Origin of the sequence: Klebsiella sp. GG_Kp175 (assembly GCF_040062325.1) — a bacterium.
GTDB lineage: Bacteria > Pseudomonadota > Gammaproteobacteria > Enterobacterales > Enterobacteriaceae > Klebsiella > Klebsiella quasipneumoniae.
In genome coordinates this window covers 108771-129651 of sequence record NZ_JBEAFX010000011.1, presented here as the reverse complement: position 1 = coordinate 129651, position 20881 = coordinate 108771, and the positions used below count along the sequence as shown (strand labels likewise).

23 protein-coding genes are annotated in these 20881 nt (G+C 57.0%); 16 read left to right on the top strand and 7 right to left on the bottom strand.

Features of this window, described 5'->3' with window-relative positions; genetic code table 11:
* The first annotated feature begins 83 nt into the window (after nucleotides 1-83).
* The gene (locus ABLU73_RS16410) at nucleotides 84-836 is read left to right on the top strand and encodes a sulfite exporter TauE/SafE family protein (RefSeq protein WP_099441820.1); all 753 of its coding nucleotides are present in this window, start codon (nucleotides 84-86) and stop codon (nucleotides 834-836) included.
* On the opposite strand, the gene ABLU73_RS16405 is transcribed toward ABLU73_RS16410, so the two are convergent.
* Nucleotides 833-1531, bottom strand: a complete 699-nt coding sequence (locus ABLU73_RS16405) for a UTRA domain-containing protein (protein ID WP_004205898.1) — start codon at nucleotides 1529-1531, stop codon at nucleotides 833-835. The two genes, ABLU73_RS16410 and ABLU73_RS16405, sit on opposite strands and share 4 nt — an antisense overlap.
* Nucleotides 1532-1798: 267 nt before the next feature.
* Here ABLU73_RS16405 and ABLU73_RS16400 point away from each other — a divergent pair, with 267 nt between their 5' ends.
* From ABLU73_RS16400 to ABLU73_RS16370, 7 genes are all read left to right on the top strand, one after another.
* Nucleotides 1799-3337 carry a PTS transporter subunit EIIC gene (locus ABLU73_RS16400; protein ID WP_348850296.1) on the top strand — a complete coding sequence of 513 codons (1539 nt, stop codon included), beginning with the start codon at nucleotides 1799-1801 and terminating at the stop codon, nucleotides 3335-3337.
* A gap of 11 nt (nucleotides 3338-3348) precedes the next feature.
* On the top strand, nucleotides 3349-4677 hold the full coding sequence (locus tag ABLU73_RS16395; protein ID WP_264924076.1) for a 6-phospho-alpha-glucosidase: 1329 nt from the start codon (nucleotides 3349-3351) through the stop codon (nucleotides 4675-4677).
* Nucleotides 4678-5437: 760 nt separating this feature from the next.
* Nucleotides 5438-6883: a sugar porter family MFS transporter gene (locus ABLU73_RS16390; RefSeq protein ID WP_017900389.1), complete on the top strand. Its 1446-nt coding sequence runs from the start codon at nucleotides 5438-5440 to the stop codon at nucleotides 6881-6883.
* A complete protein-coding gene (locus ABLU73_RS16385) occupies nucleotides 6873-7316 on the top strand; it encodes a PTS sugar transporter subunit IIA (RefSeq protein ID WP_004205906.1) in 444 nt (147 codons plus the stop codon). Before ABLU73_RS16390 ends, ABLU73_RS16385 begins: the two co-directional genes overlap by 11 nt.
* A 431-nt stretch (nucleotides 7317-7747) precedes the next feature.
* Complete coding sequence (locus ABLU73_RS16380) at nucleotides 7748-7999, top strand: hypothetical protein (protein WP_004205908.1); 252 nt, start codon at nucleotides 7748-7750, stop codon at nucleotides 7997-7999.
* A gap of 12 nt (nucleotides 8000-8011) precedes the next feature.
* Complete coding sequence (locus ABLU73_RS16375; protein WP_004205909.1) at nucleotides 8012-8152, top strand: hypothetical protein; 141 nt, start codon at nucleotides 8012-8014, stop codon at nucleotides 8150-8152.
* A 187-nt stretch (nucleotides 8153-8339) separates the two neighbouring features.
* Nucleotides 8340-9278 carry an alpha/beta hydrolase-fold protein gene (locus ABLU73_RS16370; protein ID WP_032426155.1) on the top strand — a complete coding sequence of 313 codons (939 nt, stop codon included), beginning with the start codon at nucleotides 8340-8342 and terminating at the stop codon, nucleotides 9276-9278.
* A 33-nt stretch (nucleotides 9279-9311) separates the two neighbouring features.
* On the opposite strand, the gene ABLU73_RS16365 is transcribed toward ABLU73_RS16370, so the two are convergent.
* Nucleotides 9312-10967: an EAL domain-containing protein gene (locus ABLU73_RS16365; RefSeq protein WP_264924078.1), complete on the bottom strand. Its 1656-nt coding sequence runs from the start codon at nucleotides 10965-10967 to the stop codon at nucleotides 9312-9314.
* A gap of 296 nt (nucleotides 10968-11263) precedes the next feature.
* Here ABLU73_RS16365 and ABLU73_RS16360 point away from each other — a divergent pair, with 296 nt between their 5' ends.
* The 8 genes from ABLU73_RS16360 (at nucleotide 11264) to ABLU73_RS16325 (ending at nucleotide 16704) form a co-directional block, all read left to right on the top strand.
* Entirely contained in the window at nucleotides 11264-11512 is a 249-nt protein-coding gene (locus ABLU73_RS16360; protein WP_004205912.1) for a hypothetical protein, read from the top strand.
* A 290-nt stretch (nucleotides 11513-11802) separates the two neighbouring features.
* Nucleotides 11803-12021: a ParD-like family protein gene (locus ABLU73_RS16355; RefSeq protein WP_002904808.1), complete on the top strand. Its 219-nt coding sequence runs from the start codon at nucleotides 11803-11805 to the stop codon at nucleotides 12019-12021.
* Nucleotides 12002-12784, top strand: coding sequence for a type I methionyl aminopeptidase (map, locus tag ABLU73_RS16350; RefSeq protein WP_023289670.1), 783 nt, complete (start codon nucleotides 12002-12004; stop codon nucleotides 12782-12784). Before ABLU73_RS16355 ends, map begins: the two co-directional genes overlap by 20 nt.
* 268 nt (nucleotides 12785-13052) lie before the next feature.
* Complete coding sequence (locus ABLU73_RS16345; protein WP_163619165.1) at nucleotides 13053-14168, top strand: serine hydrolase domain-containing protein; 1116 nt, start codon at nucleotides 13053-13055, stop codon at nucleotides 14166-14168.
* Complete coding sequence (locus ABLU73_RS16340) at nucleotides 14155-14499, top strand: hypothetical protein (protein WP_004205915.1); 345 nt, start codon at nucleotides 14155-14157, stop codon at nucleotides 14497-14499. Before ABLU73_RS16345 ends, ABLU73_RS16340 begins: the two co-directional genes overlap by 14 nt.
* 28 nt (nucleotides 14500-14527) lie before the next feature.
* Complete coding sequence (locus ABLU73_RS16335; RefSeq protein WP_053810394.1) at nucleotides 14528-15061, top strand: hypothetical protein; 534 nt, start codon at nucleotides 14528-14530, stop codon at nucleotides 15059-15061.
* Between the two features lie 2 nt (nucleotides 15062-15063).
* On the top strand, nucleotides 15064-15270 hold the full coding sequence (locus tag ABLU73_RS16330) for a helix-turn-helix transcriptional regulator (protein WP_004205917.1): 207 nt from the start codon (nucleotides 15064-15066) through the stop codon (nucleotides 15268-15270).
* 141 nt (nucleotides 15271-15411) lie between these two features.
* Nucleotides 15412-16704 (top strand): glycoside hydrolase family 10 protein, encoded by a 1293-nt coding sequence (locus ABLU73_RS16325; RefSeq protein WP_023318214.1) that lies wholly within the window; start codon nucleotides 15412-15414, stop codon nucleotides 16702-16704.
* A gap of 16 nt (nucleotides 16705-16720) precedes the next feature.
* Here ABLU73_RS16325 and ABLU73_RS16320 read toward each other — a convergent pair whose 3' ends face one another.
* The 5 genes from ABLU73_RS16320 to ABLU73_RS16300 form a co-directional block, all read right to left on the bottom strand.
* On the bottom strand, nucleotides 16721-18043 hold the full coding sequence (locus ABLU73_RS16320; protein ID WP_064187239.1) for a type II toxin-antitoxin system HipA family toxin: 1323 nt from the start codon (nucleotides 18041-18043) through the stop codon (nucleotides 16721-16723).
* Nucleotides 18043-18309: a type II toxin-antitoxin system antitoxin HipB gene (gene hipB, locus ABLU73_RS16315; protein ID WP_004205921.1), complete on the bottom strand. Its 267-nt coding sequence runs from the start codon at nucleotides 18307-18309 to the stop codon at nucleotides 18043-18045. The genes ABLU73_RS16320 and hipB overlap by 1 nt, the downstream gene beginning before the upstream one ends.
* A 282-nt stretch (nucleotides 18310-18591) precedes the next feature.
* The gene (uraH, locus tag ABLU73_RS16310) at nucleotides 18592-18918 is read right to left on the bottom strand and encodes a hydroxyisourate hydrolase (protein WP_053810395.1); all 327 of its coding nucleotides are present in this window, start codon (nucleotides 18916-18918) and stop codon (nucleotides 18592-18594) included.
* The gene (gene uraD / locus ABLU73_RS16305; protein WP_017900378.1) at nucleotides 18915-19415 is read right to left on the bottom strand and encodes a 2-oxo-4-hydroxy-4-carboxy-5-ureidoimidazoline decarboxylase; all 501 of its coding nucleotides are present in this window, start codon (nucleotides 19413-19415) and stop codon (nucleotides 18915-18917) included. The genes uraH and uraD overlap by 4 nt, the downstream gene beginning before the upstream one ends.
* Nucleotides 19393-20772: a nucleobase:cation symporter-2 family protein gene (locus tag ABLU73_RS16300; protein WP_017900377.1), complete on the bottom strand. Its 1380-nt coding sequence runs from the start codon at nucleotides 20770-20772 to the stop codon at nucleotides 19393-19395. The genes uraD and ABLU73_RS16300 overlap by 23 nt, the downstream gene beginning before the upstream one ends.
* Nucleotides 20773-20881: the final 109 nt, after the last annotated feature.

Genomic DNA, 20881 nt, shown 5'->3' with positions numbered 1-20881 from the left:
GTAGCCTTTGGGCAACATACCGCATTGTCCCCCCCGCGACCAGCTGTTTCAATGCCCTTCTCTGAGCCGATAGGTGAGCCATGATGTTTGATCTCCACACTCTCTGTTTACTGCTGATTTTTATCGCCGCCGGCCTGGTCAAAGGGGTGACCGGTATGGGGCTGCCCACCGTGGCGATGGGCCTGCTTGGCCTGCTGATGCCGCCACCGGCCGCGGCGGCCTTGCTGGTGCTCCCCTCGCTGTTGACCAATCTCTGGCAGCTGCTGGCCGGCCCCGCGCTGGCGCAGATTGCGCGTCGCCTCTGGTTAATGATGACCGGGATGATTATTGGCACGCTGGCGGGATCGTCACTGCTCATCCATCTTAACCCGCGGTGGTCGGCGCTAGCGTTGGGCGCCGTGCTGATAGCTTATGCCGGATACGCGCTCCGTGGTCCGGCGGTGCAGGTTTCTGCACGCATGGAAAAGCGCCTGTCGCCGCTGATGGGCGGACTGACCGGAGTGATCACCGGGGCGACCGGGGTATTTGTTATTCCGGCGGTGCCCTGGCTGCAGGCGCTGGGCTTTCGTCGCGACGAGCTGGTCCAGGCCCTGGGATTGTCGTTCACCCTGTCCACTCTGGCGATGGCGGCCGGCCTCTCTCTGCACGCTGGCTGGCACGCAGATTCGCTGCTACTGTCGGCGCTGGCGCTGGCGCCCGCGCTGCTCGGCATGTGGCTGGGACAGCGGATCCGCTCGCGTCTCAGCCCGGAGCGCTTTCGTCAGGGCTTTCTGTTGTTCCTGCTGGCGCTGGGGCTGGAGCTTGTCCTCCGGGGGTTGCTGGCGGAATCATCCTAGCGGCGGGTAATGTGCTTCACATTGTATTTACTGGTGTTCTGGTAGATCTCTGAGAAATCAACGATCGCCCGGTTCTGGGCGTAGCTGACAGACTGCACCCGTAGCAGGAGGCTGTTAGGCGCCACCTGCAGCAGCTCCGCCTGCTCGCGGGTCGCCAGCACCGGGGTATAGCTGCGGTGGCTCTCAATAATGGTGATATGGCACTCTTTTTTGAAATAGTTGAACTTAGACTGCTCAAGGTTACCCACGCTGAGCCACGGAAAAGCGGCGTAGGGAATGTAGCTGTTCTCCACCAGGATCGGGACCTCATCAATCAGCCGCAGCCGCCTGACGTAGTAGACTTTTTCTCCCGGCTGGATCTTTAACTGCTGGGCAATGGCCGGCGGGGCGTCAAGCAAGGTGAACTCAATAACCTTATTGCGGTAGTTGGTGACCCCCACCACCTGCATCTGGTAGTTAAATCCCTCCAGCTCTCCGCCATGATAGTTACTTTTACGCACAATGCAGGTTCCGCTGCCGTGCCGCCGGGCGATCAGCTTTTCCTCCTCGAGTAGCGCCAGCGCTTTGCGCAGCGTCATCACCGAGACCTGCAGCTCCGCAGCCAGCGCTTTTTCGCTGGGCAGCATATCGCCGACGGCATAGTCGTCGCTGTTGATGCGGGCCTTCAGTTCTGTGGCAATCTTTTTATAAATCACTTTTAGATGTCTCACCGAGAGGAATGACGTCAAATGCAGCTGCATTTAATGCATTGTATTTATTCATAAAAATTAATTTTCACGCGCCATAAGCAGCGTTAACTCATCTATAAAAATGGCTATATTTATATATCTCTCCTGCAACAATATATATGACTTTCGTCACAGATGGCCTTTTTCCTGCTCGGGATCCCGGTGGTCTGCTCCTAGTCTGATAAGCCTATTGATCAGGTGATGACAGCGGGCGATGAAGACGAGAGGACAACCATGATTGGCGTGAAAAAGCTTCAGGACTTTTCCAAGGCGATGATCGGGCCGGTGCTGTATCTGCCGGCTATCGGCCTGTTGATCGCCCTGTTCAGCATGACCACCAACCGGCTGTGGGTGGATGAAAGCAGCGGGATCTATCTGTTGGGGAAATTCGTCTCCAGCATGCTCTGGGCGCTGATGAACAATCTCGGGTTTCTGTTCTGCCTCGGACTGGCCAGCGGTCTGGCGAAAACCCGCAAAGCCGAAGCCGCTTTCGTGGCGGCCATGACCTGGCTGGTCTATCTGGCGGCGAACAACAGCTGGCTGACCCTGACCCATCGTCTGGCGACCGGAGCCACCAACGCGCAACTATATGGCAGCGGACAAACCTATATCTTCGGTTTTCAGGTCATCGATATGGGCGTGTTCCTCGGTATTATCCTTGGCTGCGCCGTCGCCTTTGTTCACAATCGCGTGGTTGGCATTGAGTTTCGCGGCGCGCTGTCGATCTACGGCAACAGCAAGCTGGTGCTGATCGTGATGCTGCCGCTGGTGGGCCTGTTTGCTATCGCCACCGTCTATCTCTGGCCGGTGGTGGAGCTGGGTATCTCGGCGCTGACCGGCTTTATGAAATCCTTTGGCGCCATCGGGGTCTTCCTGTACGGCTTTCTCAACCGGTTCCTGATCCCCACCGGGCTGCATCATTTGATCTGGTCGCCGTTCGTCTTTACCTCTATCGGCGGTCAGTTGCTGATTGATGGCCAGACCGTCATTGGCGCCAAGCCTATTTTTCTCGCCGAAATCGCCCGTCATCCCGTTGACGCGCTCACTGATTCCGCCCGGTTTTTGACCTATGGGATGGTGAAGATTTTCGGCACCGCCGGTATGGCGCTCGCTTTCTATCGCACGGCGAAACCGGAGAATAAACAGCGGCTCAAAGTCACGCTGATCCCCTTAATTGTCACCTCCGTGCTGGTGGGGATCACCGAACCTTTTGAGTTTCTCTTCATCTTCACCGCCCCGCTGCTGTGGCTTATCTACTCCCTGCTGGACGGTTTTTTCCAGATGCTGGCCTGGCTGCTTCACGTGCGGGTCTGCGCCACCAACGGTCTTATCGATTTTGTCGTCTATAACCTGCCCGCCGGCGCCAGCGTGACGCGCTGGCCGGTGTTTGTCGCCCTCGGGCTGCTGGAGACCGCCACCATGTACCTGGTCGGCACCTTCTGTATTAACCGCCTGCGAATGCTTACCCCGGGGCGCGAAGCCGCTTCCGATGCGGTGCGTTCCCAACAGACGGATCCGGCAAATGGCGAGTCAGACAAAGGTGCGATGGTGATTGCGGGGTTGGGCGGCAAAGAAAATGTTTGTGCGGTGGAAAACTGTTTTACCCGCCTGCGGGTCGATGTGCGCGACCCCGCACTCATCCAGCAGACGCTGTTAAAAGAGAGCGGCGGGAGCAGCGTGCTGATTAAAGGTAATCATGTTCAGGTGATCTACGGCCTGGGGGTTAACAAAATTCGAACGGCGGTCAACGCCAGTCTGGGTGTAACTGAATAACGAGGTGGTAAATGAAAGATAACTTTGTGGTCACGATTGCCGGCGGCGGTAGTACCTATACGCCGGGGATTGTCATGATGCTGCTGGAAAATATGGCGCGCTTTCCCCTGCGGGAGATCCGTCTGTACGATAACCATTACGAGCGTCAGAAGACCATCGGCGACGCCTGCGCCATTCTGGTGGCGGAACGCTTCCCGCAGGTAAAATTCAGCTATACCACCGATCCGCAGGCGGCCTTCACCGACGTGGATTTTGTGATGGCGCATATTCGCGTTGGCCTGTATGAGATGCGGGAAAAGGATGAAAAAATCCCGCTGAAATATGGCGTGCTGGGTCAGGAAACTTGTGGACCGGGAGGGATCGCCTACGGTATGCGCTCGATTGCCGGCGTGCTGGAGCTGGTCGATTATATGCAGCAGTATGCCCCGGGGGCGTGGATGCTTAACTACTCCAACCCGGCGGCCATCGTCGCGGAAGCGACCCGTCGCCTGCGGCCCGACGCGCGCATCATCAACATCTGCGATATGCCGGTGGCCATCGAGGGGCTGTTTGCCGATATCCTCGGTCTGCCGTCGCGTAAGGCGCTGAACGTCCGCTACTATGGCCTGAATCATTTTGGCTGGTGGACCAGCATCACCGATAAAGCCGGTAACGATCTGATGCCTGCGCTCAAGCGTCACGTGGCGGAGCAGGGTTACAGTAGCCCAAAAGATGATTTTCAGCATAAAGCGCCGAGCTGGATCGAAACCTTTAAAAAAGTGAAGGATGTGTTTGCCCTCGATCCCCTGACGTTGCCTAACACTTATCTGAAATACTACCTCTATCCTGACTACGAGGTAGCCCACTCTGACCCGGACTTTACGCGGGCTAACGAAGTGATGGCCGGACGTGAAAAAGAGGTCTTCGATATGGCCCGGGAGATCACTCGTCGCGGCACCGCGGAAGGCGCGCATTTCCATGCCGGGGCCCATGCCACCTTCATCGTCGACCTCGCCTGCGCCATCGCCTTTAACACCCAGGAGCGGATGCTGTTGATCGTGGAAAACAACGGGGCGATCGCCAACTTTGACGAGACAGCGATGGTGGAAGTCCCCTGCCTGGTGGGCGTCAACGGCCCGGAACCGCTGGCGATGGGAAAAATCCCTTCGTTCCAGAAAGGACTGATGGAGCAGCAGGTGGCGGTGGAGAAGCTGGTCGTTGACGCCTGGATTGAGAAAAGCTACCAGAAACTGTGGCAGGCCATCACCCTGTCAAAAACGGTGCCCAGCGCCGCGGTGGCGAAAGCGATTCTCGATGAGCTGATCGTCGCCAACGAAGGTTACTGGCCCGCGCTGCACTGATTTTTTGCCACAACCCTGCCGTGAGTGCCCCTCTCGGCAGGGTTATCGCCGGCATCCATCCCGCGATACCTCCTTCCATAGCCTCCCTCAGCGCCAACGAGTCGATCAGCGCCAACGCGTCGATGGCCTTCGCGACGCCAGGCCAGACTGACATTACAGCATCGCCAGCCACAATTTTCCCTGAACAGAGTAATGAAATATAAATTCTATTCTTCGATATTATGGCGTAAAAATGTGATCTGCGTTGTATTCTTTGAGTTACATTAACCCACTGAAAACAACATCATTATTACTAACTCGCAAATTTAACCCGCATTTCATAGGGATATAGCGCCGTATGCCATTGTGATTCGCTTCATGCATTTACCTTCCTGCAACACCAGTTTGAAATTAAATTTTCATAATGTGATCTTGTAGCATGCTCATTCCATTTCTTTGTGCCATATTCTTAGCACGGTAAATCGCCGGAACGACAGCAACGTGCCACACCAGGGCGCTGTCCTGCGGCCAACGTCGGCGCTGCCGACGCACTGAAGACCGCTAACCCGAAAAGGAGAACGGATATCGACGACATCCATGCCAACACCAAGCCGTAAACCTCTTTGACCGCCATTGCTTAGCGTACCCTGCCTTGTGCTGAGCAATTACACAAAGAAGAAAATCATTTAATTCAGTTAGATACGACAACACAGGCGTGATAAATCCTGACTGGGGAGATGTATTTTTATCTTGTGTCGTTCAACAAAATAAAGGGACTACCATGTCATTTATAACAAACCTGAACCAGCAACAGAGAAAACGACTTCATCAGATCACCTTAGTGGCCACCTTCGGCGGCCTGCTTTTCGGTTACGACACCGGCGTTATCAACGGCGCCTTTTCCTCACTGAAGCAGTACATGGCGCTGACCCCGACCACCGAAGGGCTGGTAATGAGTGTCCTGCTGATCGGCGCCGCGCTGGGCAGCGTGTTTGGCGGTAAGTTCGCCGACTACTTCGGCCGGCGCAAATACTTGCTCTTCCTCTCCTTTGTTTTTCTTATCGGCGCCCTGCTTTCCGCCGCGGCTCCCGATATCACTACCCTGCTGATTGCCCGCGCCCTGCTGGGCTACGCCGTCGGCGGCGCCTCGGTCACCGCCCCCACCTTTATTTCTGAAGTGGCGCCCACCGAGATGCGCGGTAAGCTGACCGGCCTGAATGAAGTCGCCATCGTTATCGGCCAGCTGGCGGCGTTTGCCATTAACGCGATCATTGGCATCATCTGGGGCCATCTGCCGGACGTCTGGCGCTATATGCTGCTGGTGCAGGCGATCCCCGCTATCTGCCTGTTTGTTGGCATGTGGCGCGCGCCGGAAAGTCCGCGCTGGCTGATTAGCAAAAACCGCCACGAGGAAGCGCTGCATATTCTCAAACAGATCCGCCCGGCGGAACGCGCGCAGAAAGAATTCGACGACATCTCCACCCTGATCAAAATTGAAGCCGGCAATAAGTACAGCACCCAGAACACCTTCACCACTATCCTCAAAACGCCATGGATCCTCAAAATTTTGCTGGTGGGCATTACCTGGGCCGCGCTGCAGCAAACCACCGGGGTGAATGTGATTATGTATTACGGCACGGAAATCCTGAGTGCCGCCGGCTTCTCAGAGCGTACCTCGCTGATCTGTAACGTGCTGAACGGCGTCTTCTCCGTCGGCGGTATGCTGATTGGCGTGCTGTTTCTCGTCGATCGTTTTAAGCGTAAGACGATCATTATCTACGGCTTCGCCATTATGGCCACGCTGCACCTGATTATCGCCGCGGTCGACTACACCCTGGTGGGCGACCTCAAAGCCACCGCTATCTGGCTGCTGGGCGCGCTGTTCGTCGGCGTGATGCAGGGTTCGATGGGCTTTATCACCTGGGTGGTATTAGCCGAGCTGTTCCCGCTGAAATTCCGCGGATTGTCGATGGGGATCTCGGTATTTTTCATGTGGATCATGAACGCGGTGGTCAGCTACCTGTTCCCGCTGCTGCAGGCGAAACTGGGCCTTGGGCCGGTCTTCTTTATCTTCGCGGCCATCAACTATTTGGCGATTCTGTTCGTGGTGTTCGCCCTGCCGGAGACCTCCAATAAATCGCTGGAGCAGTTAGAAGCGGAGCTGTCAGCGAATCATGAGGATAAAAAATCTACTCGTCTCACCAGGGAGGTTGGCTATGATCGATAACATCACGCTGGATAATCTGCACATCGGCTGCAAGGCCAGTAATAAAGCGGAAGTCATCGCCATGATTGGCGCAGAGTGTAAAGCCAAAGGCTATGTCAATCAGGAGTGCGTTCATTTTCTGCTGGAGCGTGAACATCAGGTTTCCACTTTTTTGGGCAATGGCATCACCCTGCCGCATCTGCCGAAATCAGCGACGGATATCATTCTTAAAACCGGGATTGAGATCTATCAGTTTCCTGATGGCGTTATCTGGGATCGCGGCAACGTGATGTTTATTGCCATTGGCGTGATTGCGAAAGAGAAAGAGCATATTGACGTGCTCAAAGAAATAGCCTCAATATTCAGCGATGAGCTGATCGCGAATGCGTTGTCATTAATCTCCGACAAAAATGACTTCCTGAAGATCCTCCAGCATAACGCGCTACCGCGTTAAGTGCGCCACCGGCCGGGGCTCTGCCCCGGCCAACGCCCTATTTTATTGGTCTCGCAGAAAGCAAGCATTACGAAAAATCTAATTTTCTCCGTTATCACGTCACTCACAATAATAACTGGGGAAATTAACGCATATCGAATGGCTATCAACTCTATTTATTATGCGACAGCTCTTATTCAATATGGAAAAATGACTAATAAAAACAGCATGTTAAACATTAAAAGTCTTTGCATTCTTTGCTTTGCTGTTCAGGCCGTGAGTGCCGCGCGCCAGTGATTCCTGCGCTATCCCATTAGTTTTGATTTATATCAATACTGCCTCCAGCGTTAAAATGCATTTTACAGCGCGATTATTTTGGAAAGGTGTATACGACATTGGTTTTACGATTTGGATATTTATTTAGCCGGCCCGCAAGCCTGTGGGGATGGCTGATGTGTAACGCGCTTAATGGTATCGCGATCGTCCTCTGCTTTCGCGGGATAAGCATCGTGACAGGCTATCGTCAGGCGGTCTGGCAGGTCATCATCACGCTGGCTATTATTATATCGACCTGGTATAGCGCTAATTATTTCGCCGCCCTGGAAGCGCGACGCGACAGACGACGCTTTCTGCTGCTGGCCTGGGTGGTGATGACCATTCTACTGAATTTCATTCACCTCAGCGGCGCTGAATACCGTTATTAAAGGAGCATGCCCATGACGCTGGCAATGCTGTTGGTGCTTATCAATCACCATAAAGGTCTGACTATCTTATTGATTGTCATTATTGCGCTGCTGTTTATGGCGCTTACCCCGCTGGTCAAAAAACTGCTTAGCACCCTTCACGATCGGTCCTGACTTTTCTCTCACGGCCGCCGACAGGCGGCCATCTCTCCTCCAGTTAGACTGATTCCGCCACCAGCCTTAGCGGCATGCAGCCTGCTACAGCGCGCATGAAAAGAAATGAGAACCATTATCAATGAAGCTATGCTAACGTGTCAGCCCAGGCAAAACGCCAGATGACAGAAAATGGGGGACAGACGAGGTGAAGCAGGATTCAGGGATCATCACAGCGCGGCAGGCGCACGGATTGCTGACGCTGGCGATAGGCGCCGCGCTCTTCTACAGCAGCGGCAGTTTCGCCCGGCCGGATCTGCAGCCGCTGGGGCCGAATATTGCGGACAAAGGGTCAGCTTTCTATCATTTTACCCAGCGCCAGTACGACTCTGCCGATGGCGAACGCCATTACCGGGTGTGGACCGCGGTGCCGGATAAAGCGCCGCCGGCCGCCGGTTATCCGGTGCTGTATATGCTGGACGGCAACGCGGTGATGGATAAACTCAACGACGCGTTTCTGCAACAGCTCTCCGCTGGTTCCCCGCCGGTCATCGTCGCTATTGGTTACCAGACGGCGCTGCCCTTCGATACCGCAGCCCGGGCCTGGGATTACACTCCGCCGCTTAAGACGCATCAACCTCGCGCCGGAAAATCCGCGCTGCCGCCGCGAAAAACCGGGGGTAATGACCTGTTTCGCCAGCTGCTGAGCGAAACGATGGTTCCGCAAGCAGAAGCTAAGCTGAAAATCGATCCCCGCCAGCGCGCTATTTGGGGTCACTCCTATGGCGGACTGTTTGTACTCGACGCGTGGCGTAAGAGCGACCTGTTCCATATCTTTTATTCCACCAGCCCGTCGCTCGGCCAGGCACTCGAGTCTCCGCTTAAAGACAGCAACAACATCGATGCCGCGGCTTTCGTCGGGAAATCGCTGTATCTGCTGGAGGGGGATGGCAAAGCCCCTGGAGAGCCGTCCGGGCACGTGGCTTCCCTGGCGGTTTTGCGTCAGACCCAACAGCAACTGGCGGACAACGGCTTGCGGGTGGCCTTCTGGCGCTACCCTGGGCTGACCCATGGTCAGATGTTCGAGGTCTCCCTGCGCTCCGCGCTGCTGCACCTTTCCGGGCAGGCAGCGCTTGCGCATCAGTGATGACCTTGCGCCCACCAGCGGACGGCGGGCGATTCAGCGCTGATCGGGCAGGTGTTTAATATCGACCGGCTCGCCGAACAGGAACCCCTGCATTTCGTCACATCCCTCCTCTTCGAGGATCTGCAGTTGTCCTGCGGTTTCCACGCCCTCGGCGATAAGCGGCGTATTGATCGAGTTGCCCAGCGAAATAATGGCCCGCACGAATGAGCGGACCTGGGGATTGCTCTCCACATCCAGCATAAAGCTGCGGTCGAGCTTGATGACGTCGAAATGAAAATCGCGCAGCATGCTCAGGGAGGAGTAGCCGGTGCCGAAATCATCCAGTGCGATACTGATCCCCATCTTTTGCAGATGATGCAGGACGCTGAATGCCAGCTGCTTGTTCACGATAAACGCCGTCTCGGTAACCTCAAACTCCAGCAGGCTGACCGGATAGGCGGTACGCATCAGGATCTCGCGGACTTTTTCGATAAAGCTACGATGACGCAGCTGCACCGGCGAGATATTGACCGAAATTTTTCTGTTGAGACCCTTTTTCAGCGCTTCGTTACACACCTGCTCCAGCACCCAGTAGCCTAACGGCACGATGGCGCCGCTCTCTTCGGCAATGGGAATAAACACGTCCGGCGGAATAGCGCCCAGCTGAGGATGCTGCCAGCGCAACAGCGCTTCATAACCGGTGATGCGACGATCTTTAATATTGCGGATCGCCTGATAGTGAAGCGAAAACTCCCCCGCCTGAATACCGCGGCGGATGTCGGCGGCCATCATATTCCGCTGCCGCGTCTTGTCGTCCATCTCGCGTTCGTACCAGCAAATTTTGTGGTCGAGACTGCTCTTTGCCCGATACATGGCCAGATCGGAATTGCTCAGAACCGTATTAATATCCGTCCCGTCCTCCGGGTAGACGGAGATACCCATGCTGGCGGAAAGGATCACTTCCGTCGCGGCAAACGTCTGCTTACCGCTGAAGCAGTGCCAGAGACGGGCGGCAAAGGCGTCCACCTCGCTTTCATCGGCAAAAGGTTTGACGGCCACAAACTCATCGCCACCGAAGCGGGCGACCATCTCCTCCTTCTGCAGCGTTTTGAGTACGGCGCCTGCCACGCGCTGCAGCAGTTGATCGCCAATAAGATGGCCCTGCAGATCGTTAATCTCTTTAAACTTATCTAAATCGATGGTGAAAACGGCAAAGCGGCGGGCGTCATTCCCGGTGATTAGCTTTTCCACCCGCTCAAAGAACTCCACCCGATTGGGTAAACCGGTCAGCGCATCGTAACGCGCCATCCACGCGATGCGGTCATTGATCGCCTTCTGTTCGCTGATGTCGCGGGTAATTTTGGCAAAGCCCAGCAGGTTATTTTGCTCATCGCGGATGGCATTGATCATGACATGCGCCCAGAACCGGGAGCCATCTTTACGATACCGCCAGCCTTCGCCTTCGAACTGCCCGCTACGCAGGGCAATTTGCAGATTATTCGCCGGCACCCTGGAGAGTTGTTCGGCTTCGCTATAGAAGAGACCGAAGTAGCGACCGATGATCTCATCGCTCAGGTACCCTTTTGCCCGGCGGGCGCCCTCATTCCAGCTAATGACCGTCCCGTCGGCGCTCAGCATATAGATGGCATAATCTTTAACACTTTCAATAAAGTGGCGATAGGCAATGTCCGTCAGGTGATCGTTACTCATGGTACAGCGCTCTCTGTGGCTCGGTCGTGGCAAAACGCATTAGATATAACAGAATCACGCCCATAATGAATACAAGGTTAAGGTGTTTTATGGTCGCCTTTCCGGCCCGGACAACCGCCGATCGCGCGGCGGACACTCCTGTTAAGCGTAGTGGACCAGGCCACCTTCGGGGGGATAACCTCGGCGATTTTCGCACTTAGGTCGCCCACTAATAGTTACTTTTATTGATTAAAAAGTTTGATTGAAAGAATAAATAAAAGGAGTAATGTTAATAATACTTTCTATGGAGGTTAAATATGTTGCGTGATTATTTAAAAGTGGAAAAAGAAGATCGGTTGGTTGAACAACAGAGTCGTCATGACAATAGTCAGCATTATTCTTCGGTAACTGAATGGGTTATTTTAAGTAAAGATGGCCAGCGTAAAGGCCGGGTATCCCTGTTTGACCGCTTCACCACCCGCCGCTCCTGGAGCGACAGCTTCCGCATTACGCAGTTCGATAATGCGGGTAAAGTGGTGGTGGATAAACTCACTGACGCGCTGTAAATTCCCCGGATTCCCGGCCTGACGGGAGAATATTCATACGCAAAATTAACACCTGCATAAAATATATTGATGCGTCGTCATCATGTTATTTTCATTCCGCATACCGATAACCTAATGGGTAATTTTCGCCATGGTGAGCCGCGCGAATTTTTAACCTGTAAAAATACGGTAAATAAGCCCGCTGGTCGGGCTTTTTTGCATGACGCTCGTCACCCACGCCACAAAATGCCAAGGACATCCCGCGCTGGTTTGTATACGATACATCTACGAATCATATATGGTCTGTTTCTATGGGAATCGTCAAAATCTCCGATCTGCTGCACGATGACATTCGTGATGCCAGCAAAGCCATGTCCCGCTCCGTTAATGCCCAGGCGGAATACTGGATCCGCCTGGGCATGATGAGCGAACTCTACCCCGAGCTTAACCACCAGCAGATCAAACTGCTGATGCTGAAATCCGGCTCTGACCGTCTGCTGGAGGTGATCAATGCCATCAATAATCATTAAAACCGCCGATGAGCTCGCGCGCCAGCGCCATGCCGGCCAGCTGCTGGCATCGGTGTTTGCCATGCTGGATACCTTTATCGTCCCCGGCGTGACGACGATGGAAATCAACGATCGAGTGGAAGATTTTATCGTCAACCAGCTGCACGCCCGCCCGGCCAGCAAGGGGCAATACGACTTTCCCTATGTGTTGAACACCTCAATTAACGATGTGGTCTGCCATGGGATCCCGAAGGCGACCGAGCATCTGCGCTCCGGGATGATCGTTAACGTTGATATCACCCTCGAGAAAGCGGGCATGATCGCTGACTCCAGTAAGATGTACCTGATAGGCGACGTTTCCCCGCTGGCTCGCCGGCTGGTAAAGACCACCTATGAAGCGATGTGGAAAGGCATTGAGGTGGTGAAACCCGGCGCGACGCTGGGCGACATCGGCCATGCCATTCAGCGCTGGGTCGAGGACCATGGCTACAGCGTGGTCAGAGAATACTGCGGTCACGGCGTCGGTCAGGAAATGCATGAAGAGCCGCAGGTGCTGCACTACGGCAGGCCCGGTGAAGGCGCGGTGCTGCGGGAAGGCATGGTATTCACTATTGAACCGATGGTGAACCAGGGCGACAGTCGTATCAAGACCAAAAAGGATGGCTGGACGGTGGTCACCCGCGATAAAAAACTCTCCGCGCAATGGGAGCACACCGTGGCCGTCACCGCCAACGGATTTGAGGTGCTGACGCTACGCGACGACGAGCAGTCGCGGATCCGCTAAGTTTTCTTCTCCCGGTATATCGGCATAGCCGACATTTCTCGCTGGCGAGTACCGCCCTTCGTCAGCGCACTTTATCCCCTGGCCTCTATTGCCCCCCGCGTTCTCCACACCGCGCCGGGTGTGTCTGCTTTACTCCTCATAAAGTTAATCATAAAACGATAAAAATTTATTGTAAAACGATAAACACCAGGCTAACCTGCGCTCACTTTAACACCAGGGAGAAACGGTATTCCCTCACCTGGATGTCGTACCGCGTTAAGGAGAAAACATGCGCTGGAACAGCTATCGCCGGGACAGACAGATCATTGCCGCTGTGCTGGTTTTTACCGTCATTGTGGCGGCGGGGATCGCCCTGCAGCCCGGCTTTCATCCCCCCAGCTCCCGGACGACGGGGGATAAACAGCTGGTCTCGATATTAACGCCCCTGCTCAATGGCGCCCGCGGACAGGTCGCCGCAGCGCTGATTACGCCTCAGGGGGTGCGTTACGGCCTGTGGGGGAGCGAGTATACGACGCAGTATGAGATCGCCAGCCTGAGCAAAACCATGACCGCCAGCCTGCTGCTGGAGGCTATTCGCCGCGGCGAAGTCACCGCGCAGACGCCGGTGTCGGCGCTGGTCCCGGAGATTGTCAGCCCGGTGCGGGACGTTACCCTGGAGCAACTGGTTTCTCACCGTTCAGGACTGCCACCGCTCACCGCGTCGGTTGGGCAGCGGCTGGCTATTCTGAGCGACATTGCCCGGCGGCAGAATCCCTGGCGCTACGATCGACCCGCGCTGATCGCGATGATGAACCAGGCCACTCTGCAGCCGACGAAATGGTTTGATTATTCCAACGCCGGGTTTGCCCTGCTCGGACTGGCGCTGGAGCGGGCGTCTCATCGCGATTTTGCCACACTGATGGCGCAACGGGTCTTTGCCCCCGCCGGAATGCAGGACGCGGAAGTGGCCCGGCAGAATACCCCAGCCTCGCCGACGTTTACCGTGGGCTGGTCAGCCTCTGGTTTCCCTCAGCAGCCATGGGTGATGGACGCCTTCGCCCCCGCCGGCGGCGTACGCGCCACGATTGTCGATATGGCGAAATATGCCCAGGCGCTGCTGGCAGGAAACCTGGCGGGCAGTGAAGGCATGCCCCCCCTGTTCGCCACCGATGATCCCGATTCCCGGGTGGGTTATGCCTGGTTCACTACCCGCGTCCGCGGACGGGAGATCGTCTGGCATGACGGGCAGAGTGGCGGCTTTGCGGCAATGATGGCCTTCGACCGACAGCGACAGACCGCGGTAGTGATCCTCTCCGATACCGCCTGGCCGGTGATCGGGCCTGCCATCAAGCTCTTACTGGCTGCCACCCCTGATGAACAGGAGGCGCGTAATGAACGGAATTGACATCCTCTGGGCGCTGTTAACGCTGTTGTCGGTGATCCTGTTTATTTCCGGCGACTGGCTGGCGCAGCGAAAAATACGCCTGCTCAATTATGTTTTGCTGGTGACCGGGGTTATTTATCTCGCCGAGGTTTTCCAGACCCTGCAGAATCTCGGCAAAATGGGCTACCTGTTTCGGATGCTGACCTGGACCATCCAGGCATCGTTCATCACCCTCAGCCTCTACCGCGTCTGGACCCGTCCGTGGTTTGCCAGCCGTCGACGCGGCGTCCGGGCGATGAGCGTTGTCTTCGCCGTGGCCCTTATGTCATGCTTGACGCGGCTGGTGCTTTAATTATTCTCATCAATCAGGAAGGTAAATTGTGAAGCAATCCAGAACCCGGCTGAGTCTGGCTATTATTAGCGGCATACTGCCCCTCTTTTTTATGCTCGCCCTGATCGTGCCGCTGTGGATTTTCTTTACCGGCGAACGATATTTTCTTTCCACCCTGCTGCACTTTGCTGAAGTGCCGTTAACCGACAACCCGGCCCGGGCGCCGGGGATGGTGAGGAGCCTGCTGCTGCTGGCCCTGCTGTATCTTCCGGCCTCCCTGTTTGCCTTTGCTATCTGGCAGGGCATGAAGGTAACCCGTAGCGTCCGCCAGCGCAGCGTGCTCAGCCTCTCCCTGGCGCACAGCGTTCGTTACATCGCTCTGGCCATGGTGGGCATGGGGATCCTGTTGCCGGTGTGCCGCTTTCTGATCCCGCTGCTCGCCTGGTGGCCGCAGCCTTATTACCAGGTGGTGTTTCTGCTCAGCGACGGGGTGCTGCTGCTGACAGGAAGCTTGCTGTTTGTGACATTTCACGCCATGCTCCACGGGATCCGTGCGGAAGAAGAGAATAAGGAGTTTATTTAACGATGGCTGTGGTGGTGAATCTGGACAAACTGCTGGTGGAAAAAAAGATGACGTCCAGGGCGCTGGCGGCCTTTGTAGGCATTACCGAACAGAACCTGTCGCTGCTCAAGTCAGGTAAAGTCAAAGGCATCCGCTTTGATACCCTGTCGCGCATCTGCGAGGCGCTCGAGTGTCAGCCTGGCGATATTCTGGCGTGGGAGCCCGACTGACCTCTCCCACCTGATGTCAACAGTCCTATCAAGGAATTGCTCTGGCCAGCGAATCGTAAGAGAATAGCCGCTACACGCGACGATCTGATTACACGGGAGTTCATCATCAGCCATTCTCGTCGATTCCCCCTAGCCAGCAAAGTGGCGCTGGCAGGCGCGGCGCTCATCGCCGCCGGCATGCTGTTCAGCTGCACCAGTAAGGCCCCCAAATCCCTCGTCACGCCGCCGAAGAGCGCGGCCGTTAAAGCCGGTCAGACGCACCGGGAGCCGGTACGCGGCGTCTGGCTGACCACCGTCTCGCGCCTTGACTGGCCGCCGGTCGGGTCAATTATCGCCAGTACGCCGGAAAGCCGCATCACCCAGCAGAAGCTGGCGCTGATCGCCAAACTCGATAATCTGCAGCGCCTGGGGATCAACACCGTCTTTTTCCAGGTGAAACCGGACGGTACGGCGCTCTGGCGGTCTGATATTCTGCCGTGGTCCGATATGCTGACCGGCAAAATCGGCGAATACCCCGGCTACGATCCGCTGCAGTTTATGCTGGATGAAGCGCACAAGCGCGGCATGAAGGTCCACGCATGGTTTAACCCTTACCGCGTCTCGGTCAACACCAAACCGTCGACGATTGCCGAGCTGAACAACACCCTCACTCAGGTGCCGGCCAGCGTGTTCGTCCTGCACCGTAACTGGATCCGCACCGCCAGCGATCGCTTTGTTCTCGACCCGGGTATTCCCGAAGCGCGTGACTGGATCACCAGCATTGTCGCTGAAGTGGTGCAGAACTACCCGATTGACGGCGTGCAGTTCGATGACTATTTCTACACCGAAACCGCTTCTTCCCCGCTTAACGACAACGAGACCTTCCGTCGTTACGGGCAGGGCTATGCCTCGAAGGGCGACTGGCGGCGGCATAACACTCAGCAGCTTATTGCCCAGGTCTCCGCGACCATTAAAAAACTCAATCCGAACGTCGAGTTTGGCGTGAGCCCGGCCGGGGTGTGGCGCAACCGCTCCCACGATCCGGCGGGGTCTGATACCCGTGGCGCGGCCGCCTATGATGAATCCTATGCCGATACCCGCAGCTGGGTGCAGCAGGGGCTGCTCGACTACATCGCCCCGCAGATTTACTGGCCGTTTGCCCGCGATGCGGCGCGCTACGATGTGCTGGCCAACTGGTGGGCCGAGGTGGTCAAGCCGACGCATACCCGGCTGTATATCGGCGTGGCCTTGTACAAGGTGGGTGAACCGTCCAAAAATGAACCTGACTGGACGGTGGATGGCGGCGTGCCGGAGCTGAAAAAACAGCTCGACCTCAATGAGTCCCTGCCGCAGATCCAGGGCACCATCCTGTTCCGCGAAAACAACCTCAATCAGCCGCAGACCCGCCAGGCGGTTAACTACCTGCGCAGCCGCTGGGGGCCGCCGCAGAGCTAACCGCCAACCGGCTTCGCTATCCCGCCAGCAGCCCTTGCTGCAGGCGGGCGTGCAGTTTAAGCATGTTCTCCGTGATGGCCCGCCAGACGTGGGCGGAAAAGTCCGACGGCAGCGTCCGGCGGGCGCTTTCGATGGCCTGCGGCACGCGGTCGGCAAACTCGCCCAGGATCGCCAGCATCTGCTCCCGGGGGAAGTTAACCGCTTTGGCGGTCGCCAGAAAATGACGCGGATAGATAGCGTTAATCTCCGTTTTCCGCCCTTTTGTGGCATTGAGCCCCATCGACAGCTTCAGGTCGCGCAGATGCAGTCCCGTCCCGCCCAGCACCGGAAATGCCGAAATAATGTCGTAGAACGGCGTGAGCCGGTAGCTGCCGCCGGGCAGCAAAAAGAGCGAGAAGTTCTTCGCATGCCCGTCCGTTGCCCCGGTCAGCCACTGGAACACCATGAACTTCATAAAGTCATAGCGATCTTTCAGGGCCTCACTGGAGCCCAGCAGAAAGGTCATGATCGCGGCGATACCCGGCCCGCCGTCAGACTCATATTTCATCGACGACGGTATGCCGAATGCCTGACACAGATCCTCCTGCGGCAGACGCAGCAGCACGCGCCCCTCCTGCGCCCAGCGCCGGTCGAAGCGGGTCACCGCCAGCGCACGGATCCGCGGCGTGTTGATAATCTCCGCCTCCGGCACCGCCAAGCCCAACGCCCTGGCCAGCGCCAGGCACAGATATTCGTTATCCACGCTTTCACGCAGATCCAGCGTCGCATTGGGCTGCTTTATCTCGCCGATGGGCAGTTTAATGATATGGGTGGTCGGGGTGGTGCCCTGCGGAATACACCAGTGCTCGCCCATTCGCAGCAGCGCGGTTTTCTCCTGAGCGCCGGCCACCGAGATCCGAAAATCGTCCTGGCCGGTCACCATCCCGAGAGGAATATCCGACTGGTAGGCGGTCAGCAAAGCGGTCAGCTGCGCCTCATCCAGCGTCTGCCAGCGCAACGCGGCAAGATGCGCCTCTTCCCCCGGCGGCAGCAGAGTCACCGCCCCTACGCTGTCCCGCCCGACCTCGGCCAGCAGATCGAACGGCTGTTTCGAACGCGCCTGATAGCGCCTGACGATCCGCTCGCGGACCTGCGGGCTGTCGGGCAGCAGGTTATCAAAATAGTGATACACCGCGTCGGCGGTAATATTGCCATACTGCAGCGGCAGCGAGAGGGAGAGCGGTCTGGCGCGCGGGCTGCGCAGCCACTCCTCATCATAGCGGAAACTGTGCGCCCCGTTGGCCTGGCGGGTTAAGGTTCCCACGCGCGCATTGTTCATCCAGGTGGTGAGCGTCGCCATTACCAGTCAAGATCCGTGGTGTTATCGGGAATCATCGCCGTCTCTGCCGGTTTGGCGTTCAGGGTCATCACCACCCCCAGCGACTGGAGGATCTTAAACAGGGTGGTTAAGGTGGTTTTGTCGGGGTGATTTTCAAAATTGGACAGCGTCGCCTGTTTAATGCCGATCCGGCTGGCCAGCGCCTCCTGAGTCCAGTGATTTTGCTGGCGCAGCAGTTTCAGGTAATTGGCCAGCTGAACCGGACTGTATATCTGCGGGGAATTCATCGCCTTGTTCCTCACCATCATTTATCCCCCTATCGGGATAAAACTGGTTTTATACCCTGCAAGGGATAATGTCAAGTTTATCCCCTGGTGGGGATAGGTCAATGATTATCCTTACGTAGGGATAAAGCAGAAGGGATGGCAGCCGGAGCAACGTGGTCTGCCCGGTGGCGGCTGCGCCTTACCGGGCCTACGGGCTGTCGCTACCAGTTTCATCATCATCCAGGCCGGGCAAGCGCAGCACCGCCCGGCAATGGCTGTCACTCGGGCAACGCGCAGCCGGGCTTAGCTGCCGCGGTAGGTCGACCACCCGCCCGGGGCGATCAGAAACGGCAGATGGAAATGGTCCTCTGCCGCCTCGCCAATGACAAAATCAATCTGCGCCCGGGTAAAAACGCTATCGCGCCCGGCACGGGCAAACCACGCCCCGGTTTCCGCGGTTAAACGGTAGCGCCCCGCCGGCAGCGGCGCGGAGCTGAAGCTGGCGATACGCCCCTGGGCGTTGGTCACCAGGTTCGCCAGGGTCTCGCCCTCCCGGCTCAGGCTGACCGCGACGCCTTCAGCCGGCGTGCCGGTGGAAATATCCAGAATATGGGTGCTCAGGGTGCTCATTCGCCAATCGCTCCTTCCAGTCTTAACATCGTAATTTCCCGCAGCTGGGCAAGCGCCTCAGCCACTTCTTCGTCAGCGGTATGCTGCAGCCGGCGCGTCAGCGCCTGCAGAATCTCTTCGCCGCTGCGCCCTTTGGCGCGGATTAAAAACACCCGGCCAAAGCGGGCTTCGTAGCGGGCATTCCCCTCCCGCAGGGCCTGCGCCAGTCTTTCATTATCGCTGTCCACCGCCGACTGCTCCTGGCGCGACATCGTCGCGTGCGCCTGGCTGCCGCTCGGTTTTTCGCCGATCCGCGGATGGGCGCTGAGCGCCGCGTTCAGATCGTTCTCTCCCCAGTCGCCCATCGCTTCCCGGGCGACCTGCAGCAGCGCTTCACGGTTGGCGAAGGGGCGCAAGTTCACCAGCTTATCGCTCCAGGCCGGGATCGCCACACAGGGAGCCAGCAGCTCCCCTGCCTCATCGCCACTCAGGCTGTTAAACTGACTCAGCGCGATCATCCTGACTCCTTATCGTTTTCGTCGCCGCCTGCTCCTGCGGCAGAACAAGGTTCAGCGCTATCGCCACCAGCCCACCGCTGGTGGCCGCGGAACCGAACAGATCGCCGACCATCGGCGGAAAATGGCTGAGAAACGCCGGCACCGACTCCACGCCAAGACCCGCACCAAACGCCAGACCCACGATCAGCACATCGCGTCGGGTGAGCGGGTTCTGGGTAATGATCCGGATCCCGGCCGCCACCACGCAGCCAAACATCACCATCGTAGCGCCCCCCAGCACCGGCGCCGGGATCTGCCGCAACAGTTCGCCCACCGGCGGGAACAGCCCGAGCAGGATCAGAATTACGCCAATGTAGCGTCCGACATAGCGGCTGGCCACCCCGGTCATCTGGATCACGCCGTTGTTCTGCGCGAAAGTCGTGTTTGGAAAGGCGCTGAGCATTGCGGCCACCATGCAGCTGACGCCATCCGCCAGGATACCGCCCTTCAGCCGGTTGCGGAAAGCGCGATCGTCAACAGACTGTTGTGAAATCAGCGAGTTGGCCGTCAGATCGCCCACCGCCTCCAGAATACACACCAGCGACACCAGCGCCACCGGCAGAAATATCGCGCTGTTAAACTGAAAGCCAAACGGGAACAGCGTTGGCAGGCGAAACAGGGTATCGCCCAGGCTGTGAAGATGGAACTGACCGCTCAGCCCTGCCGCCACACAGCCCACGGCAATGCCCACCACCACCGAGGAGAGCCGCAGCCAGCGGTTTTTGGCGCAGCTCAGCAGGACGATAACGCCAAGGGTACCCGCCCCGAGCGCGATATTGCTCATGCTGGCAAAATCCTGCGCCTTTTCCCCACCGCACCAGTTAATGACGCTGACCTTGATCAGGCTGATGCCGATCAGCGCAATCACGCTGCCGGTAATGATAGGGGTAAAGATTTTCTTCAGCGGTTCGATAAAGCGGCTGACAATCACCGGCACCAGGGCGGCGACAAAGTTAACGCCAAACAGCATCGCCATAATATCCTGTGGCCCGCCGCCCTGCGCTTTCACCCACATCCCTCCGGCTACCGCCACGCCCAGAAAGGCGAAGCTGGTGCCCTGCATGCAGATCATCCCGGCGCCAATGCCCCAGACCCGGTTGGACTGCAGAAAGGTACCGATACCCGAAGCCAGCAGCGACATACTGATGAGATACGGCAGCCAGTCGCCAAGTCCGAGGGTGGCGCCGATGATCAGCGGCGGCGTGATGATCCCCACCAGACCCGCCAGCACATGCTGGAGGGCGCTAAAAAAGGCCGGAAGCGGTGGGATCCGCTGTTCAAGGCCGTAAAGCAGGCCGCTGTGATGTTCGTCAGACATGGTGTTATCCCGTAGCAAAGAGAAGTGCATGGGCTACTGCACAAAGCAGGCCAGAGACGACAAAAGCGCACGAATAAATTTATTAACACTTCAAAATCATCAACTTAAA

What these genes read in the sequence shown, in the direction of transcription:
- ABLU73_RS16410 (WP_099441820.1), top strand. Translation starts at nt 84, where the DNA reads ATGTTTGATCTCCACACTCTCTGTTTACTGCTGATTTTTATCGCCGCC.
- ABLU73_RS16400 (WP_348850296.1), top strand. Translation starts at nt 1,799, where the DNA reads ATGATTGGCGTGAAAAAGCTTCAGGACTTTTCCAAGGCGATGATCGGG.
- ABLU73_RS16395 (WP_264924076.1), top strand. Translation starts at nt 3,349, where the DNA reads ATGAAAGATAACTTTGTGGTCACGATTGCCGGCGGCGGTAGTACCTAT.
- ABLU73_RS16390 (WP_017900389.1), top strand. Translation starts at nt 5,438, where the DNA reads ATGTCATTTATAACAAACCTGAACCAGCAACAGAGAAAACGACTTCAT.
- ABLU73_RS16385 (WP_004205906.1), top strand. Translation starts at nt 6,873, where the DNA reads ATGATCGATAACATCACGCTGGATAATCTGCACATCGGCTGCAAGGCC.
- ABLU73_RS16380 (WP_004205908.1), top strand. Translation starts at nt 7,748, where the DNA reads ATGTGTAACGCGCTTAATGGTATCGCGATCGTCCTCTGCTTTCGCGGG.
- ABLU73_RS16375 (WP_004205909.1), top strand. Translation starts at nt 8,012, where the DNA reads ATGACGCTGGCAATGCTGTTGGTGCTTATCAATCACCATAAAGGTCTG.
- ABLU73_RS16365 (WP_264924078.1), bottom strand. Translation starts at nt 10,967, where the DNA reads ATGAGTAACGATCACCTGACGGACATTGCCTATCGCCACTTTATTGAA.
- ABLU73_RS16360 (WP_004205912.1), top strand. Translation starts at nt 11,264, where the DNA reads ATGTTGCGTGATTATTTAAAAGTGGAAAAAGAAGATCGGTTGGTTGAA.
- ABLU73_RS16355 (WP_002904808.1), top strand. Translation starts at nt 11,803, where the DNA reads ATGGGAATCGTCAAAATCTCCGATCTGCTGCACGATGACATTCGTGAT.
- map (WP_023289670.1), top strand. Translation starts at nt 12,002, where the DNA reads ATGCCATCAATAATCATTAAAACCGCCGATGAGCTCGCGCGCCAGCGC.
- ABLU73_RS16345 (WP_163619165.1), top strand. Translation starts at nt 13,053, where the DNA reads ATGCGCTGGAACAGCTATCGCCGGGACAGACAGATCATTGCCGCTGTG.
- ABLU73_RS16340 (WP_004205915.1), top strand. Translation starts at nt 14,155, where the DNA reads ATGAACGGAATTGACATCCTCTGGGCGCTGTTAACGCTGTTGTCGGTG.
- ABLU73_RS16330 (WP_004205917.1), top strand. Translation starts at nt 15,064, where the DNA reads ATGGCTGTGGTGGTGAATCTGGACAAACTGCTGGTGGAAAAAAAGATG.
- ABLU73_RS16320 (WP_064187239.1), bottom strand. Translation starts at nt 18,043, where the DNA reads ATGGCGACGCTCACCACCTGGATGAACAATGCGCGCGTGGGAACCTTA.
- hipB (WP_004205921.1), bottom strand. Translation starts at nt 18,309, where the DNA reads ATGAATTCCCCGCAGATATACAGTCCGGTTCAGCTGGCCAATTACCTG.
- uraH (WP_053810395.1), bottom strand. Translation starts at nt 18,918, where the DNA reads ATGAGCACCCTGAGCACCCATATTCTGGATATTTCCACCGGCACGCCG.
- uraD (WP_017900378.1), bottom strand. Translation starts at nt 19,415, where the DNA reads ATGATCGCGCTGAGTCAGTTTAACAGCCTGAGTGGCGATGAGGCAGGG.
- ABLU73_RS16300 (WP_017900377.1), bottom strand. Translation starts at nt 20,772, where the DNA reads ATGTCTGACGAACATCACAGCGGCCTGCTTTACGGCCTTGAACAGCGG.